The 16,342-nt window shown below is 55.7% G+C and carries 11 protein-coding genes; 2 read left to right on the top strand and 9 right to left on the bottom strand.

Features of this window, described 5'->3' with window-relative positions; translation table 11 throughout:
- Positions 1–92: 92 nt before the first annotated feature.
- Together ACFO1S_RS16910 and ACFO1S_RS16905 are read right to left on the bottom strand one after the other, a co-directional pair.
- Complete coding sequence (locus ACFO1S_RS16910) at positions 93–1,907, bottom strand: putative bifunctional diguanylate cyclase/phosphodiesterase (RefSeq protein ID WP_378127183.1); 1,815 nt, start codon at positions 1,905–1,907, stop codon at positions 93–95.
- An 83-nt stretch (positions 1,908–1,990) separates the two neighbouring features.
- A complete protein-coding gene (locus tag ACFO1S_RS16905) occupies positions 1,991–2,374 on the bottom strand; it encodes a DUF423 domain-containing protein (RefSeq protein ID WP_204606282.1) in 384 nt (127 codons plus the stop codon).
- A gap of 71 nt (positions 2,375–2,445) precedes the next feature.
- Between ACFO1S_RS16905 and ACFO1S_RS16900 the strand changes: the two genes are divergently transcribed.
- Positions 2,446–2,901: a hypothetical protein gene (locus ACFO1S_RS16900; protein WP_378127182.1), complete on the top strand. Its 456-nt coding sequence runs from the start codon at positions 2,446–2,448 to the stop codon at positions 2,899–2,901.
- 236 nt (positions 2,902–3,137) lie between these two features.
- On the opposite strand, the gene ACFO1S_RS16895 is transcribed toward ACFO1S_RS16900, so the two are convergent.
- From ACFO1S_RS16895 to ACFO1S_RS16885, 3 genes are all read right to left on the bottom strand, one after another.
- On the bottom strand, positions 3,138–4,874 hold the full coding sequence (locus tag ACFO1S_RS16895) for a permease (protein ID WP_204606280.1): 1,737 nt from the start codon (positions 4,872–4,874) through the stop codon (positions 3,138–3,140).
- A 1,074-nt stretch (positions 4,875–5,948) separates the two neighbouring features.
- Positions 5,949–9,041: an AAA family ATPase gene (locus tag ACFO1S_RS16890; RefSeq protein WP_204603436.1), complete on the bottom strand. Its 3,093-nt coding sequence runs from the start codon at positions 9,039–9,041 to the stop codon at positions 5,949–5,951.
- Positions 9,038–10,198 carry an exonuclease SbcCD subunit D gene (locus ACFO1S_RS16885; RefSeq protein WP_204603437.1) on the bottom strand — a complete coding sequence of 387 codons (1,161 nt, stop codon included), beginning with the start codon at positions 10,196–10,198 and terminating at the stop codon, positions 9,038–9,040. The genes ACFO1S_RS16890 and ACFO1S_RS16885 overlap by 4 nt, the downstream gene beginning before the upstream one ends.
- Positions 10,199–10,439: 241 nt before the next feature.
- Between ACFO1S_RS16885 and yhbH the strand changes: the two genes are divergently transcribed.
- The gene (gene yhbH, locus ACFO1S_RS16880) at positions 10,440–11,585 is read left to right on the top strand and encodes a sporulation protein YhbH (RefSeq protein ID WP_204603438.1); all 1,146 of its coding nucleotides are present in this window, start codon (positions 10,440–10,442) and stop codon (positions 11,583–11,585) included.
- Between the two features lie 301 nt (positions 11,586–11,886).
- Here yhbH and ACFO1S_RS16875 read toward each other — a convergent pair whose 3' ends face one another.
- The 4 genes from ACFO1S_RS16875 to ACFO1S_RS16860 form a co-directional block, all read right to left on the bottom strand.
- Positions 11,887–13,026 (bottom strand): glycoside hydrolase family 88 protein, encoded by a 1,140-nt coding sequence (locus tag ACFO1S_RS16875; RefSeq protein WP_204603439.1) that lies wholly within the window; start codon positions 13,024–13,026, stop codon positions 11,887–11,889.
- 13 nt (positions 13,027–13,039) lie between these two features.
- Complete coding sequence (locus ACFO1S_RS16870) at positions 13,040–13,870, bottom strand: carbohydrate ABC transporter permease (RefSeq protein WP_204603440.1); 831 nt, start codon at positions 13,868–13,870, stop codon at positions 13,040–13,042.
- Positions 13,870–14,775 carry a carbohydrate ABC transporter permease gene (locus ACFO1S_RS16865; RefSeq protein WP_204603441.1) on the bottom strand — a complete coding sequence of 302 codons (906 nt, stop codon included), beginning with the start codon at positions 14,773–14,775 and terminating at the stop codon, positions 13,870–13,872. The genes ACFO1S_RS16870 and ACFO1S_RS16865 overlap by 1 nt, the downstream gene beginning before the upstream one ends.
- 100 nt (positions 14,776–14,875) lie before the next feature.
- Positions 14,876–16,231 carry an ABC transporter substrate-binding protein gene (locus ACFO1S_RS16860; protein ID WP_204603442.1) on the bottom strand — a complete coding sequence of 452 codons (1,356 nt, stop codon included), beginning with the start codon at positions 16,229–16,231 and terminating at the stop codon, positions 14,876–14,878.
- Positions 16,232–16,342: the final 111 nt, after the last annotated feature.

The raw sequence follows: 16,342 nt of genomic DNA, 5'->3' as shown, positions 1-16,342 counted from the left end.
CCGACCGGGAAGAAGCCCGTTTTTTAAAGCAAAAAAAGAAGAGAAGCCGCCAAAGCGCTCCTCCTCCTCAGCCTTCACGCAGCGGGTGAAGGCTAGTGGTATGCAGGTAAAGCAGGTCGGTTAACCTTCTCCATGAGCAGCGCGTGAGCGCTGTTGCTGGACAGGGGAGGACTGCCGAAATAGCCCTGCATTTCGTCGCAGCGATGAGAACGGAGGAAATGAACCTGATCCTTCGTCTCCACCCCCTCGGCGACAACCTGCATCTGCAATTTGTGCGCCATGGAGATAATCGCCGCCACGATTGCGGCGTCGCTCGGGTCCTGCTTAATATCCCGGACGAACGAACGGTCGATCTTCAGCCGCCCGATCGGCAGGGTTTTCAAATAATGGAAGGAGCTGTAGCCCGTCCCGAAGTCGTCAATGCTAATGTGGAGTCCCATCTCCGTCAGCTCGCGCAGATCCTGCGAGGCGCGCTCCACGTCCATCGTCATGCTCTCCGTAATCTCCAGCTCCAAATAACGGGGATGCAGGCCGGTTTTCTCCAAAATGCCGGAAATTTTCGACGTCAGGTTTTTTTCCGTAAATTGCCTGAACGACAGATTGACGGATACCGGAATGCGAAGCAGCCCTTCGTCCTGCCAAGCCTTGTTCTGCCTGCAAGCTTCCTCGATCACCCATTCTCCCAACGGCGCAATAAGCCCGCTCTCCTCGGCTGCGGGAATAAAATCGCCGGGGAAGATCATTCCCCGCTCGGGATGCATCCAGCGGATAAGAGCCTCCATGCCGACAATCTGGCCGGAAGCGAGGTCGTATTGCGGCTGGTAGTAGAGCACGAACTCCTTGTTTTCCAGCGCTCTGCGCATTTCATGCTGAATCGTCAGCTTCTCCATCGCGACATGATCCATGTCCTCGGAATGCTGCAGGTAGCCGTTCTTGCCGTTTTCCTTCATCCGGTGCAGCGCAGTATCGGCCCTCTTGAGCAATGTAGCCGCATCGTCCTCGCCGCCGCTGCAAGCGACTCCGATGCTGACCGTAATATGTACGGGAACGCCTCGCAGCTCGAACGGCTCCTTCAGAACGGACAGAATCTCCTGCAAGCGTTCCTGCGCCTCCTCCGCGCTGCTCAGATTGTCCAGGCAGGCCGCGAATTCGTCCCCCTCCATGCGAGCCAGATCGCCCGGCTCCGACAAGCTTCGGCTAAGCCTCTCGGCAATCTGCAGCAGCAGCATATCCCCGAAGTCCCGTCCGAAAGACGCGTTCACCAGCTTGAACTGATCCACGTCGATATAGCACACAGCGAGCATCGAGCCCCTCATCCGGGCCGACGCCAGCTTTTCCTCCAGCCGTTTCTTGAAGTACTGACGATTCGGCAAGCCGGTCATATCGTCGTAATAGGCCATATACCGGATTCTCTCAAGCGAGCGCCTGCGTTCGCTGAAATCCTGAATAAACGCAAGTATGCCGATCGTTCTGCCCCTTCTTATGAGCGGAGAGGTTTGAATAAACAAATCTATCGCGTGTCCCTGCTTATGCTTCACTTTGATTTCCTGCGAGATTTGCTCCCCTTGCAGCGCACGCAGAAACAGCCCCCGAACCGCCTCCTGCATGTCCTCGGCGATCAGCGACAGGAAAGGCTTTCCGCTCACTTCATGCTTACCGTAGCCGATCATGTCCGCGGGATCCCGATTAATATCCAGGAAGCGGCCTTGGCGATCGATCAGCGCGAAAGCGATCGGGCTATGATGATAAAGCGACTCCAGCACTTCCGGCGGATAGGAAGAATCAGGCACTGCGGCCCGGTAGCGATTGCGCGAGAACAACCAGCCCAATGAAGCGGCGCTTGCGGTCAATCCAGCAACGGCGGCAATACCCGCCAGCCAAAGTCCATCGTTAGACCATGCGTTCACTCGGCTCCATCCTTCCTCCGATTGGGAATAGTTGTGTCAACGCAGCTTCTCTATTATAGGGTATTGGGCGAACGGGGAGCGATTTATTTTGCCTGTTTCTTGGGCTGACGAGCCGCCAGGGCCATGCAGATCCAGCCCGAGATGAACGCGACGCCGCCGATCGGGGTAATCGCCCCAAGTATCTTGATTCCGCTGAGGGCAAGAATATAGAGGCTTCCAGAGAACAGAACGATGCCCGCGACAAGCAGCCTCGCCGCCCAGACGGCAAGCTTGGGCGAGGGCAGGCGGTCCATCAGCAGGGCGAGAAGCAGGATGCCGATGGAATGGAACATCTGGTACTGCACCGCGGTATCGTAGACATCAAGAGCGTCGGCCGTCAGGCGTTCCTCCAGAATGTGCGAGCCGAATGCGCCGAATGCAACAGAAAGCATAGCGATAAGGGCCCCAATTTTTGTATACTGATTCATGTAGAGTATATCCTCCTTGTGAACAGGGAAACGATTTACTATCTATCATATCGCGAATGAGGTGGAAAGTCATGAACGACCCCCATGAAAAGAATGAACAATTTGCAAAACCGTACGGTTTCACTCCGGTGCAGCACCCGAACAACGAGCCTTTGAAGCACAGCGGGCTCGGAATCGCCTCGTTCGTTCTGGCGCTCGTGAGCATCGCATCCTTCGTCATCCTGTCCATCGTGTTCGTCGGACTCTTGACCGACGCAGTCGATTTTACGCAGATCGTCGATGCCAACGGCAATCGGCTGATGACAGACGAAGAGCTGGTAGAGAAAATTCAGCCGCACATCGGTTTTCTGGCATTCTATCCGTTTCTCTTGCTGATGGTGCTGGTCGGGCTTATTCTGGGAATTGTAGGCCTGGCGCGTCCGGGACGCAAAAAAGTATTCGCGATCCTCGGAACCGTCTTTAACGGTCTCCCTTTGCTGTTCGTCCTGCTGCTTCTGGTTGTCGGCCTTGGGGCGGGGGCGGCATAACGGCAGTCGCGAAGGCTCTCCGAACCCGATTACAACGACTTCGCTGCTCGGCCGGAGGCAGACGTTTTGTATCGCGCCATCTTCTTTCCGATCGTTCAAAAAAACCGTTCTTCGGCAAGCGGCGGGCTCGTCCCTCCGTTTGACCCAAGAACGGTTTTTGCCGTTTTCCATCACAGGGAAGGCTGCGAAAGGGCGCTTCAACGACTTGCATCCGCAGCCCTTCCCGTCCGAATTCTTTACGCTTCCTCCGGCACGACAGAGAAGGCGGCGCATGCCCCCGGGCTCAGACGGACCTCGTAGAAACGTTCTCCCGTCTGGCCGTCCATTCGGCTCAAGCGCGGAGGACGGGATCCTGAGAGCGGCGCAAGCGTACAGCCGCCCGGCACGCGAATTCGCCAGACTTCCGGGTCGGAGCGGAACGACTCCACAACAAGCGCGTCGTTGTCGTACAGAAACAATCCTGCGCCGCCAACCCCTTCCAGACGGCACGTCAGCGAACCGGAAAGCGCCTTGCGAATTTCGTTCAGAACGGCTGCGGGGAGCTTGTCCAAATCCGCGAAGTTGTCGGGGACGACCAGGGTTTGAATCGTTCCTTTGCCGTAATGGTCGTACATCAGCACCGGAAAGTTGTTGTCCCCGTTAAAGCCGACGATTCTCTGCCATGTCCCGTTCGTAGAATAGTCGAACACCGGAAACGAGATCGACTCCCCGTCCGCGAAATCGCGGAAGGTGCAGGACTCCGTTACAATGCCGTAGCGGCCTGCGGCAATCCGCTTGCCTGTCGGCTGCAGCGTGGTCAGGTGCTCGATTCCCCTCCCCTGCATCGCTTCGATGAAGCCGGAGGTCATGACCACCTCGCCGCCTTCTCTGGCATAATCCTTGATTTTGACCAGCACGTCTTTATCCTTCGCGGAAGCGGCCGTTACGAGTACCGTTGCGCCCTCCCCCGGCTCTGGGAAAAAGGGCGACGGCTCCATCGGCAAGCCCAGCATGCCCAGGTAATTGACAAGGTGATCCTCCCCGCGGGCATGATGAGGATCGTAGGTCCGAATGCCGACCGGCGTGCCAAGCTCCCCGGCTCCTCCGTCCAGCTTGTCCAATTGGAAGCCGAGCGCCGGCACGTAGACGGAATCCTTCAGGAGACCGTAGCAGAATAAGGTTAGCTCGCGGGCTTTGCCGAATACCGTTAAATTCGCCTGCTCCAGATAATAGTCGATATACGTGCAATCGAGGCTGTCAAACCAGCCGCCGCCGTTGGCGCCCGGCTTGAGGTTGTCCATCCAGCGTAAGAGCGAATACGAGGCGTAGCGGGGGATGCGCTGTTGGCTGTTCGCCGGATTCCGCGTCTCCGTACCGGTGTAGATTCCGTCGAACAGATCCGGCTGCTCTTCGGTATTGTAGCCCGTCGCTTGGTAGGACTCGATCCAGTTCGGGTATTTAATGACCAGCTTAACCTCGGGATTTACCGCCTTGGCCGGTCGGCGGATCAATTGCTCGGAGACGTCCCGCATCAGCTCCAGCCGAAATGCCTCCCAGCTCCGGTCGCCCTTTTGCTCCAGGCAACCGTCGCAGGCGCAGTTCGTAAAGAAAAAATCGTCAAAAATAATTTCGTCGAACACCGAAGCGGACAGCTCTACCTGCTCCTGAAACTTGGCGCGTGAGGCCGGATCGGTGTAGCAAATCGAGCCGAACAGCCGAGGATAGCCCTCGCGATAGGAAGCGGGAAGCGTCGGCGTTATGCCGCCGGCGGTCTGAAGCCCCCGGCTTTCGAACAAAGCTTTAAGCTGCAGCAGGCGTTCCCGCGACAGACTGATTTCGTGGCGGTGATTTTCCAGATACACCTTGGACAGCTTCAGATGTCGCGTCATGAAGTCCATATCCCTGGCCAGCTGCTCTTCCGTTAAATGAAGCAAGTCCGGGGCGGGGCAATAAAGCGCAAGCGCGAAATGCTCGTAACGGTTTTCCATCGCCATGCTTATTTCCTCTCCTTCTGCTTTTCTTGCTCAAGCGTATCCATTATAGGAGAGAGACGGGCTTTAGACTACATACTGGAGTGACCGACTTGGCACTTTGGTGACGTTGCGAGCAAATTCGCCCGGCTCGAATTGTAATGCTCCCAGCCCCCCGCTGACAGAGTTTAATTAGACTAATCAGTACTACTGCTCTCCACACCGAGTCCCGGCAGGCAATTAGTTATGCGAATCAGCACTACTGCTCCCCACACCGTCTCCCAACTGACAATTAGTTATGCGAATCAGCACTACCGTTCTCCATACCGACTCTCGGCCGGCAATTAGTTATGCGAAGCAGCACTACCGCTCTCCATACCGACTCCCGGCACACAATTAGTTATGCGAATCTGCACTACTGCTCCCCACACCGACTCTCGGCAGGCAATTAGTTATGCGAATCTGCACTACCGCTCTCCTAACCGACTCCCAGCAGGCAATTAGTTATGCGAATCTGCACTACCGTTCTCCACACCGACTCCCGGCAGGCAATTAGTTATGCGAATCTGCACTACTGTCCTCCACACCGACTCCCGGCAGGCAATTAGTTATGCGAATCTGCACTACCGTTCTCCACACCGACTCCCGGCAGGCAATTAGTTAGACTAATCAGCACTACTGCCCTCCACACCGACTCCTGACAGGCAATTAGTTATGCGAATCTGCACTACCGCTCTCCATACCGACTCCCGGCACACAATTAGTTATGCCAATCCACACTACTGCTCCTCACACCGACTCCCGGCAGGCAATTAGTTAGACTAATCAGCACTACTGCCCTCCACACCGACTCCTGACAGGCAATTAGTTATGCGAATCTGCACTACTGTCCTCCACACCGACTCCCGGCAGGCAATTAGTTATGCGAATCTGCACTACCGTTCTCCACACCGGCTCCCGGCAGGCAATTAGTTATGCGAATCTGCACTACCGCTCTCCATACCGACTCCCGGCAGGCAATTAGTTATGCGAATCTGCACTACTGTCCTCCACACCGACTCCCGGCAGACAATTAGTTTGACTAACCCGCACTACTGTCTATTTCAGGATAAACCTCGTTCGGCTGTGGCCCTCTTTCGTCTTGCTGACCTCCAGTACGGCCGGGAAAGCCATTTTAAGTTCCTGCACGTGAGAGATGACGCCGATCGTTCTGCCCGACCTCTGCAGATCGACGAGTGCGGCAATCGCCTTATTCAGCGCATCCTCGTCCAGAGAGCCGAAGCCTTCGTCGATAAACATCATCTCGATCGATACGCCGCCTTGATAGGCCTGGATGACGTCCGTCATGCCAAGCGCCAGACAGAGAGAAGCGTTGAACTTCTCTCCCCCGGACATCGACTTCACATCGCGATTCTGGCCGGTATAGGCGTCGTATACGTCCAGTCCCAGCCCGCTTTGCTTGCCCCTCGTCTCCAGCCGGTCGCTGCGCTCAAGCTTGAATTGGCCGTTGGAGAGTTCGTCCAGCCGAGCATTCGCCGCCACGAGGATCTGCTCCAGAAATTCAATCAGGATGTAACGCTCGAACGACATCTTCAGCGAATTATCGCCTTTCAGCATTTGATAGATATCCGCTACCCGCTCCTGCTTCCGCTCGAGCTCGCGAAATTCGCCGGCAGCGGCGACAAGGGCGTCCATGAGACGCTTCGCCTCGCGTTCGTAACCCTGAGCCTCATGCAGCTCCGCCGCGACGCGCTCCAGCCTTTCCTTGCCTTCGTCCATCGCCGCTTGCTGCGCCGCCGTGTCCGGCTGCTCCCTGCCTTTCAGCTCAAGCTCCAGCTCGACCAGCTGCTGGGCCAAGGACGCGAGCTGAAGCTTGTACTGCTCGATCAGGCTCGCCAGCCGGCTGCGTTCCGTCTCGGGCAGGCTGGCCGCCCGGTAGGCTTCCGCAGTTCCGAAGCCGGATCGCGCCAGCTCCTCGCCGAAGCGCGCATCGACCTGCTGGCTGTGCCGCTCCGCCTCCTCGCGCTGGCTGGCGGCTTGCACGGCGTTTGTCTTCTCCTCCACAAGCCTCGTCTGCGTCCCCTGCAGCCGCTGCTGCGCCGCCTGCCATGCATCGTTCATCCGCCCGACAAGCGCGAGCTGCTCGCGGTAACTCGCCTCAAGACGCTCCGGCAGCCTCAGTGGCTCCGGTATGCGGCTCAGCTCGTTAGCCAGAACGGATTGCTTGGCGTGCAGCTCCACGGATAGCCGATGCTGCTCCGCCAGCCATCGCTCCCTCTCGACCTGCCCGCGCTCCATCCGCGCATCCAGCTGCTCCGCTTCCTGCTTAAGCGCCTGAACGCCCTCCGCTTCCTTTTTCAAGCGGTCCGTCTCCTGGCGAAGGCGCTTGCCATCCAGCTCCGCCCGGGCCAACTGCTCGGCGAATGGCTCTTCGCCGATTGCGAACTCCGCGATCAACTCCGCTCGCCCGCTGCGCCCCGCGTTTGCCGCGGCGGCTTGCGCCCTTGCCTCGCTCAGCTCCGTCTCCGCTGCGCGGAGCTTCTCCTTCGCCGCCTGCAGCTCCTCCCTGCTCGGAAGGCTGCCGCCAGAGGCGGCTTTGGCCGGGTGCGATTCGCTGCCGCATACCGGACAAGGCTTGCCATCGTGAAGGTGCAGAGCCAGCCAACCGGCCTGCCCCTCCAGCCAGAGCGTCTCCAGCCGATCATGCTCTTCCTTAAGCGCCGTCGCCGACCGGCCCAGCTCGTTTTCCCGCTTGGCAAGCTCCGATTGAAGCCTGTCCCACTCCGCCAACTCCATCAGCAGCTTGTACTTGCCGCGCATCTGCTCATAACGCTGCAGCGCGTCGGGAAGACGCGCCGCCTCCGCCTCCGCAAGCTTCAGGCGCTCGGCCAATGCCCGTCTCGCCTCGCGCCAGCCTTCCAGCTGCTGCTCCGCCGCTTCGCGCTTCGCCTTGCTCGCGCGCTCATCCGCCTCCAGCCTCGCCGCCTCCAGCCTTCGCTCCGCCAGCGTCTGCACGATCGGCTTCAGCTCGGCCAGCCGCGTCAGCTCGCGATCGGCCTCCTTGCGCGCCTCGCTCCGCGCCTCCTCCTGCCGATAGCTCTCCTGGGCGGCGGCATAACCGCGCTCCGCCTCGGCCGCATCCTGCAGCTTACGCTCCAGCACCGCGCGCTTCAGCTCCAGCTGCCGTGCCGCCTCCCTGGCCTGCTCCTCATACGGAAGCAGCCGCGCCGCTTGCTCCGCCAGCCGCAGCAGCCGCTCGCTTTCGGCGAACTCCGCCTTGCGCCGCTCCAGCTCCCCGTGCTGCGCGCGCTTCTCCTCGCGCTGCGCGAACCGCGCCGCAAGAGCGAGCGCTTGCCGCAGCGCCTGCTCCCGTTCCGCCAGCTCCGTCTCCAGAACGGCTTTGCTCCGCTGAATGTCGCCCGCGCGCTGCTCGTAGAACCCCGCTTCATGCTCCAAGCCCTCCGTGATTTGCGCCATGCTGCGGTACTCCTTCGCGATGGCCGCCGCCAGCAGGCTGCCCTCTCGATGCGGCAGCGCTTGCTCCGCCTGCCTCGCATACACTTCCTGCGCGGCTCTCGCTTGCTTCAAGGCTTCTTGAAGATCCCGGTTCTGCCGGTAAAAGCGCTCCTCGATTCGCCGATACAGCCCCGTACGGAATATTCGCCGCAAAATATCTTCCTTATTCTCCGTGTCCGACGTCAGCAGCTTGCGGAATTCTCCTTGCGGCAGCATGACGATCTGGCCGAATTGCTCCTGGGTCAAGCCGAGAATCGACTCGATCTTCGCATTTACGTCCGACACGGTGAAGCGATCGACGCAGGGCACTTCCTTCCCCCCGGTCGTCTCGTACAGCTCGGCCTTGCCTCCTGTCTCGCTCTTGTTCGTCCCCCGACGATGCGGCATCTGCCTGAACACCCGGTAAGTCCTTTGACCGACGGCAAAGCGATAATCGACCGCCGTCGCGATCTCGTCCGCCGCAAAATGGCTGCGCAGCATGCGAATTTCGGCCCGATCCTCGCCGCTGGCTCCCCCGTACAGCGCATAACAAATCGCATCGAAGATCGTCGTCTTTCCCGCTCCGGTATTGCCGGAGATCACGAACAGTCCCCGATCGCCGAGCAGGCTGAAATCTATCGTTTCCGTGTCCCGGTAAGGACCGAATGCCGTCATTCGAATCGTAATCGGTCTCATTCCGTTCCGGTCTCCTCTCTCAATGCATCGGCGTAGGTCTCGGCGAACAACAGCCGCTTTTCCTCGGAGAGGGGCAGCCCCTTCACTTCCTGGTAGAAGGCCGAGAACAACGCGACCGGATCGGCCTCGCGCCGATCCTTCTTCTCCCGGACCGGCGCCGACTCCGCTCCGGCCGAAGCTGCCCTCCGCTCGACGTGAAGCGCGTTCGGGTACACCGCACGCACCTTCTCCATCGGGAATAGCACGGGGTTATCGTTCAGCAGGGTTACGAATACATAATCGTCGCTCGCCGCATGGCGCTCGATTTCTTCCAGCGGCGCGACAACGCGCCTCATGTCGCGAAGCGGCTTCAGCTCTCTTTTGTCCACGACGACGCGCCCCGCCTCATCGATTTCCACAACCAGATAGCCCTTGCGGTGGTTTTCCTCGGAGATTGAATATTTAAGAGGAGAGCCGGCGTAGCGAATACTCTCGCTGGAAACGTGGTGAGCCTGATGCAGATGGCCTAACGCCGTGTAGTGGAACACGCCGAAGTGCTCGGCATTCACATACTCCGCGCCTCCAATGGACAGCGGCCGTTCGGACTGACTCGTATTTTCCTCGGGTCTCGCTCCGGGCGTAACGAAAGCATGACCGACGAATACGTGCCGGGCAGCGGTATCCAACTCGGCCGCTATTCGACCGACGATCGCCCGCATCGCATCATCGTGCGTACGAATCGTATCGTCTCCGTATATGTAACGAACCTGCGCCGGGTCCGCATAGGGAATGAGATGAAAGTGAACCTCTCCATGCTTGTCTTTCAGAACGACCGGCTTATGTATCTCCTTCAGCTGTCCGACCAGATGAAGCCCTCTCGCTTCCATGATCGCCGTGCCGAAGGACAATCGATCCGGGCTGTCATGGTTGCCCGATACGGCCAGAAGCGGCGTATTCAATCCGATAACGATGCGCTCGAACAGCTCGTCCAGCAGCTCGACCGCCTCAGTCGGCGGAATCGCCCGATCGTACAGATCCCCGGCCAGAACGACCGCATCCGGCCGTTCCGTCTCTATCGCCTCGACCAGCTGCCGGAGAACCCATCGCTGATCGTCTGTCATATACACGCCCTGCACCAGCTTGCCTAGGTGCCAGTCGGCGGTATGGATAAATTTCATAATATCCATTCCTCCTTCGTCTCGCGGATAAATCTGATCCTTCTTATTCTAATCTATCGGGGATACGTTGGGGAGACTGCGAGAATGGGAAGTCTTCCCTTAAGAGCCCAAAAGCTGTTTTCATAGCGTATGCTCCCGATCTTTCGCCGACTTGTCCGGGATACCTATACACATCGTTTGGCCGAACGTGAATATATTGATTAATACATTCTTTAAATAATTAAGCGACAGGGGGTTGCCCATGAATCATCCCTCGTTTATTTTATCCCGCGAAGATTGGTCGCTGCACCGCAAAGGTCACCAGGATCAAGCGCGACATCAGCAGAAGGTCCGCGAGGCGATCAAGCAGAATTTGCCCGATCTCGTCTCGGAAGAAAACATCGTCATGTCGGATGGGCGCCAAATTATCAAAATTCCGATTCGCAGCCTCGATGAATACCGCTTCGTGTTCAACACGAACAAGAAAAAGCATGTCGGCCAAGGGAACGGCGACAGCCAGGTCGGCGACGTGCTTGGCGTCGATCCGACGCCGGCGGGCGGCAAAGGCGAAGGAGCGGGCTCGGAGCCCGGCGACGACGTGGTGGAAGCGGAAATCTCGATTGCCGAACTGGAAACGATGCTGTTCGAGGAATTGGAGCTTCCCTATCTAAAGAAGAAAGACAAACAGCAGATCGAGGTCAAGGACGTTCGATTTACCGATGTGCGGCGCAAAGGCATTCTCTCCAACCTCGACAAGAAGCGTACGATACTGGAAAACCTCCGACGCAACTCGCGGGAAGGCCGCTCCGCCATTGGCGGCATCTCTCCGGACGACCTGCGCTTCAAAACTTGGGAGGAAATCGTGAAGCCGCAGAACAACGCCGTGATTCTCGCGATGATGGATACGTCCGGCTCGATGGGCTCCTTCGAGAAATACTGCGCGCGCTCCTTCTTCTTCTGGATGTCGCGATTCTTGCGCCGCCAGTACGAGAAGGTCGACATCGTCTTCATCGCCCACCATACGGAAGCGAAGGAGGTCACGGAGGAGGAGTTTTTCACGCGGGGTGAAAGCGGGGGCACGATCTGCTCGTCAGCCTACGTGAAGGCTTTGGAGATTATCGACAGCCGTTATCCTCCGTCGCTGTACAACATTTATCCGTTTCACTTCTCCGACGGGGACAACCTGACAAGCGACAACGAACGCTGCGTCCGGCTCATTAAGGAGCTGCTGGATCGCTCCAATATTTTCGGCTACGGCGAAGTGAACCAGTACAACCGCAGCAGCACGCTGATGTCGGCTTACAAGCATCTGGATCATCCGCAATTTCTCTATTATGTCATCAAGGAAAAGGGCGAAATTTATAATGCCTTGAAGACTTTTTTCCGGAAACGGGAGGCTGTGGTGTAACTCAAAAACAACAACCCTGCCTTCCACTTGGAAGCGCAGGGTTGTTTGCGAGCCTCGGAAAACCTTGTATTCAATTCATACCATTGATTTGTATTGTTCGCTTATAAAGGGAGCCACATCTTCAATTGTAAGCTCCCGAGGACCAATGCTCACGCAGCGCACTTGAATCCCCTTGCTAGTGTCTGCCAATAACGTTCAGTTCTTGTTCGGTCTTTGAGGTGCTTGTTTCTAATTGGAAAGAATTTTCCTCAACAGCAATTATTAAAGTATCCATTTCCAATATCCACGGCATCGGTTATAGCTACCAGATTAGAAAATCTTGCCCTCTCAACCTGAGCACGGCTTCAATAAAGAAATAGTCGCCGTAAATGATCGGCACCGCAAAATCTCCGTTTCTTCCATGATAAGAGCCAGTGCCGTTCGCTACGATCGAATCTTCGCCGATATTCCAATTGCAGAATCGACGATCCGTCGCCCGCAAAATGTTGATCGCCGCGTTCAAGTAAAGAGGCTTTTCCAATTCCCCCGCTGCATCAGCGATTTCCAACAATCCGCAAGCGGCGCAGACGCCGGCCGTCGTGTCCCAGAGGACAGGCTCCGCAGGCGCGCGGAAATCGACCAGCGGCACGAAATCGGTCGTCGCTACGTTAGCAATGAAATAATGGGCGATCTGCTTCGCCGCGGCCAAGTACCGTTCTTCTTTCGTATGCGTATAGCTGAGCGCATAGCCGTACAAAGCCCAAGACTGGCCTCTCGACCATGACGAACCCGACTCGTAGCCTTGTCCTCCCGGGGCTTCCGCGAAATCGCCGTTCTCCGGATTCAAAACCACAATATGGTTGCAAGACCCATCCGGGCGCACGGTTCGAACCAGTGTCGTGTCCGCATGGTCTTTCGCGATATAAGCAAATCTCGGATCCCGGGTCTGCTCGCTGGCCCAATAGAGCAACGGAATATTCATCATGCAGTCCACGATCGTCCAGCCTGTGCAATCGTCATTCCATGCGCGGATAAACTTGCCTCTCGGATTGTATCTTCCGGCCAGCAGGTTCGCGGCATGCAAGCCGCGCGTTCTCGATCTCTCGTTCCCCGTCAGCCTATAATTGGCAACCGCGCTATGAAGCCACATGAAACCGACGTCGTGGTGCAGCCCATCATATCCGTCGAATGCCTTATCCAGACGGACCTCTACGCCTTCGGCGGCCGATCTATATTTCTCTTCTCTGGTCGCATGGTACATTTGCCATAACATACCCGGCCAGAACCCGTTCGTCCACCAGTAAATATCGGTTTCTCCCTTGTCTTCCCGATAGTTTCCGTCTACCGGGATGTAAGGAATCCGGTCCCCTACCCGATCGACTTCGGCGGACATCTTCGCTTGCACCTTGTTCCATACTTCGTCCAACCACGCTTTGTTCTCTTCGTTTAACGAATAGGCCATTTTCATTTTCCCCTTATCCTTTAATCGCTCCGGCGGCGACGCCTTTCACGAAATATTTTTGCAGCAGCAAGAATACGATTAGAATCGGCACGACCGACATCGCGGTTCCGGCGAAGATCATATCCCAACGGGAAGAAAACTCGCCGATATAATAGAAAATTTCGACGACCATCGTCTTCGGCTTGCCCGAAGGAAGCACCAGCATCGGCATCAGAAAGTCGTTCCAGATGCCGAGTCCTTGCAGAACGACCATGGAAGCCGTACAAGGTCCAAGCAACGGGAATACGATTCTCCAGAAAATCCCGACTTTCGTGCAACCGTCGATTTCCGCCGATTCTTCGATCTCGCGGGGAATTCCCTTTAAGAAACTGGTGTACAGAAGCACTCCGAAACCGACGGAACCTGCAATGTAGATCAGAATCGGACCGGTTAAGCTTCCGTACATCCCGAACATCTTCAGTTCCTTGAATAACGGAATCATATAGGCTTGAAACGGAATCATCATCCCGGCCAGGTAGTACACGTAGACCATATAGGTCCATTTCTTATTCGTTCTTTCAATGGCATATGCCGCCATGGGAATAAGCAAAATCATGAAGAGAATCGAACCTGCCGTTAAGATGAAGCTATTGCCGATAGCGGCGGGAAAGTCCGTCTTGAACAACAGATGCTTGAACGATTCTACATAAAACCCTTTAGGGAAAGCGATCGCATCTCTCAAAATTTCTCCATTGCTTTTGAAGGCGGACATCAGGTTGAAGAAAATAGGGAAAAAGAAAATTGCGGCCAAAAACAGAGTAACGGCGAATACGAGGATGTCGTTCCATTTTTTCCGTTTCCGCATTATAGCTGCACCTCTCTTTTGCGAAGCACTTTAATCTGGATGATCGAGACGATAAGAATCAGCAAGAAGAGAACGAGAGCCATCGCCGTGCCGAAGCCTTGCCTTAGTTCCCCGAAACCGACTTTATAGACGATGTAGGTCAACGTTTCCGTCGCGAAGCCGGGACCGCCATCGGTCATGACGGCGATTTGGTCGAATATTTTAAGCGATCCAATCATGGAAAGCATCATGCACACGGTTACCGCACCTGCCAGCAGCGGGAAGGTGATATGACGGAATTGTTGCCATTTATTCGCGCCGTCAATGCTTGCCGCTTCGTTTAATTCGGGAGGAACGCCCTGCAAAGCAGCCAAATAAATGATCATGTAATATCCGGCAGCCTTCCATACGGTAGACAAGATAATGGATACAAGAGCAAAATCCGGATTGCCGAGCCAATCGGTCTTCAGAGAATCTAAGCCTACTAACTCCAGTAACCGATTCAGAACGCCGAAGTTATAATTCAGAATGATCGTCCATACGAAACCCATAACAAGCCCGCTCAGCAACACAGGGAAATAAAAAATGCTGCGGAATAAATTTTTGAACCAGCGTACTTGATCGACGAGCATGGCCAATGCCAATGCCAAAATGTTTTCCAGGATGACCAGCGCGATCGTAAGAAGGATCGTATTCTTCAATGCGTTGTGAACCCGTTCGCTATTCCAAATTTCCTCGAAATTCGCCATTCCGATATATCGGACCTCGGAGCTGACGCCATCCCACGAGGTAAAGCTTAAATAAAGGCTGCTGATCGTCGGACCGATTACGAATAACGTATAAATAAGCAGCGACGGCAGGATGAATAAAACCGAGTAGGATACCCACTTTTTCTTTTTCTTCTTGGGCGCTAATGCTGTTGTCATGCTCTCACTCCCTCGATAGAGGCTCTATAAAAGCAGAACCTCCGCCATTCGGCGGAGGTTGCTCCTTTTGTTCCGCGGTTCCGGCGTTATGCCTTATGAATTACTGCTGGTTTGCCTTGACTTCAACGTCGTATTCTTCGTCCGCTTTTTTCATGAACTCGGCCACTTCGCCATTTTTAACTACCAAATCCTGCATGAGCTTATAGTACCAATTGCGGAATTGCGGAGGAATTTGGTTCTCGCCCCACCAGTTGTTGATGGCAAGGGATTTGGTAATGCTTGGGTCGGCCATGATGTCGAGCACGGTTTGCATTTGTTCCGTAGCCTTGTAGCTGATCGGCTCCTTCGTCGAAGGAATGCCGTTGGATACTTCAAGGAATTTGGAATACTGCTCTTGGGCAAAGAAGAAACGAATGAATTCGTTAAAGGCTTCGACCTTGTCCGCGTCTTTGGCCGCTTCCGCGGACAGCGACCATCCGGCAGGAGACGGCAAGCCGATGACGCTTAATTTACCTTGACGATCCGGCAATGCATAGAAGCCGAATTCGAAGCTAGGATCCGCTTCTTTGATTTGCGTGAACATCCAAGGTCCGGAGAAGAGCTGTGCCGCTTTGCCGGAAACCAGAATGGATGCGGTTTGGTTGTCCGCCGTGCTGAGCCAGCCCTTGTCCACGTATTTCGTGAACAGCTCTTTGTAATCCGTCATCGCGGCAACGACGTTGGCATCCGTGAAGCTAACGGTTTTCGCCGTACGCTTGGAGTTCCAATCCGGATCGACCGCATACACTTGATCGATCAGGAACTTATTAAGCCAGAAACCCATATGGAAAATGTCTTTGCCGCCAACGACGATCGGGGTAACGCCGGATGCTTTCAGTTTTTCCTGAATCGCCAGAAACTCGTCGTACGTTTTAGGTAGCTCCGCAACTCCTGCATCGGCATAAGCTTTTTTGCTGTATATGATCCCTTGAGGAGCATTTAGCGTAATCGGCGCGTTATATTTTTTGCCGTCAACCTCCGGAAGAGTGCTGAATAGCTCCGTCAAATCCGCCGGAAGTTCGGAGATTTTACCCGCATCGGCGAATACTTTCGTATCTCTCATCTCGACGATATCCGGGAACTCGCCTACCGCGTCTTTCGTTTTCAACCAGTCGAGGTACGAAGATGAAGTCCCCTCGCTCGTGTCGACGATTTTAATGTTAGGGTTTGCCGCGGTGAATGCCGCAATCGTATCGCTTATCGCTTTCTTGCCCGCAGGATCTCCCGTAGCATACCCGATCGTTAGCTTAACTTCTTTGCTCGCTTCGGACGGGGAAGCGCTTTCGGTTCCCGCAGGTTGAGATCCCGATGCGGAAGGTGATGCGTTATTATTATTATTATTGCCGCCGCAAGCGGACAAAACGAGAGATAGTACGAGCATGAGAGAAAGCAGTTGAAGCACCGATTTCTTAGCCATGTAAGATGAACCTCCCTTTGTATGTTCAAGCCTATCGGAATTGCCGTATGATGTGCGCATCATCATCGATTCCACATTTCCTTGGTTCTAACTGTAGCATCGTTGCTAAAT

The sequence above is a fragment of the Cohnella boryungensis genome, assembly GCF_042651945.1.
In the GTDB taxonomy this organism is placed as follows: Bacteria; Bacillota; Bacilli; order Paenibacillales; family Paenibacillaceae; genus Cohnella; species Cohnella boryungensis.
Note: the sequence above shows the minus strand (reverse complement) of the source record. Positions and strands in the feature narration are given on the sequence as shown.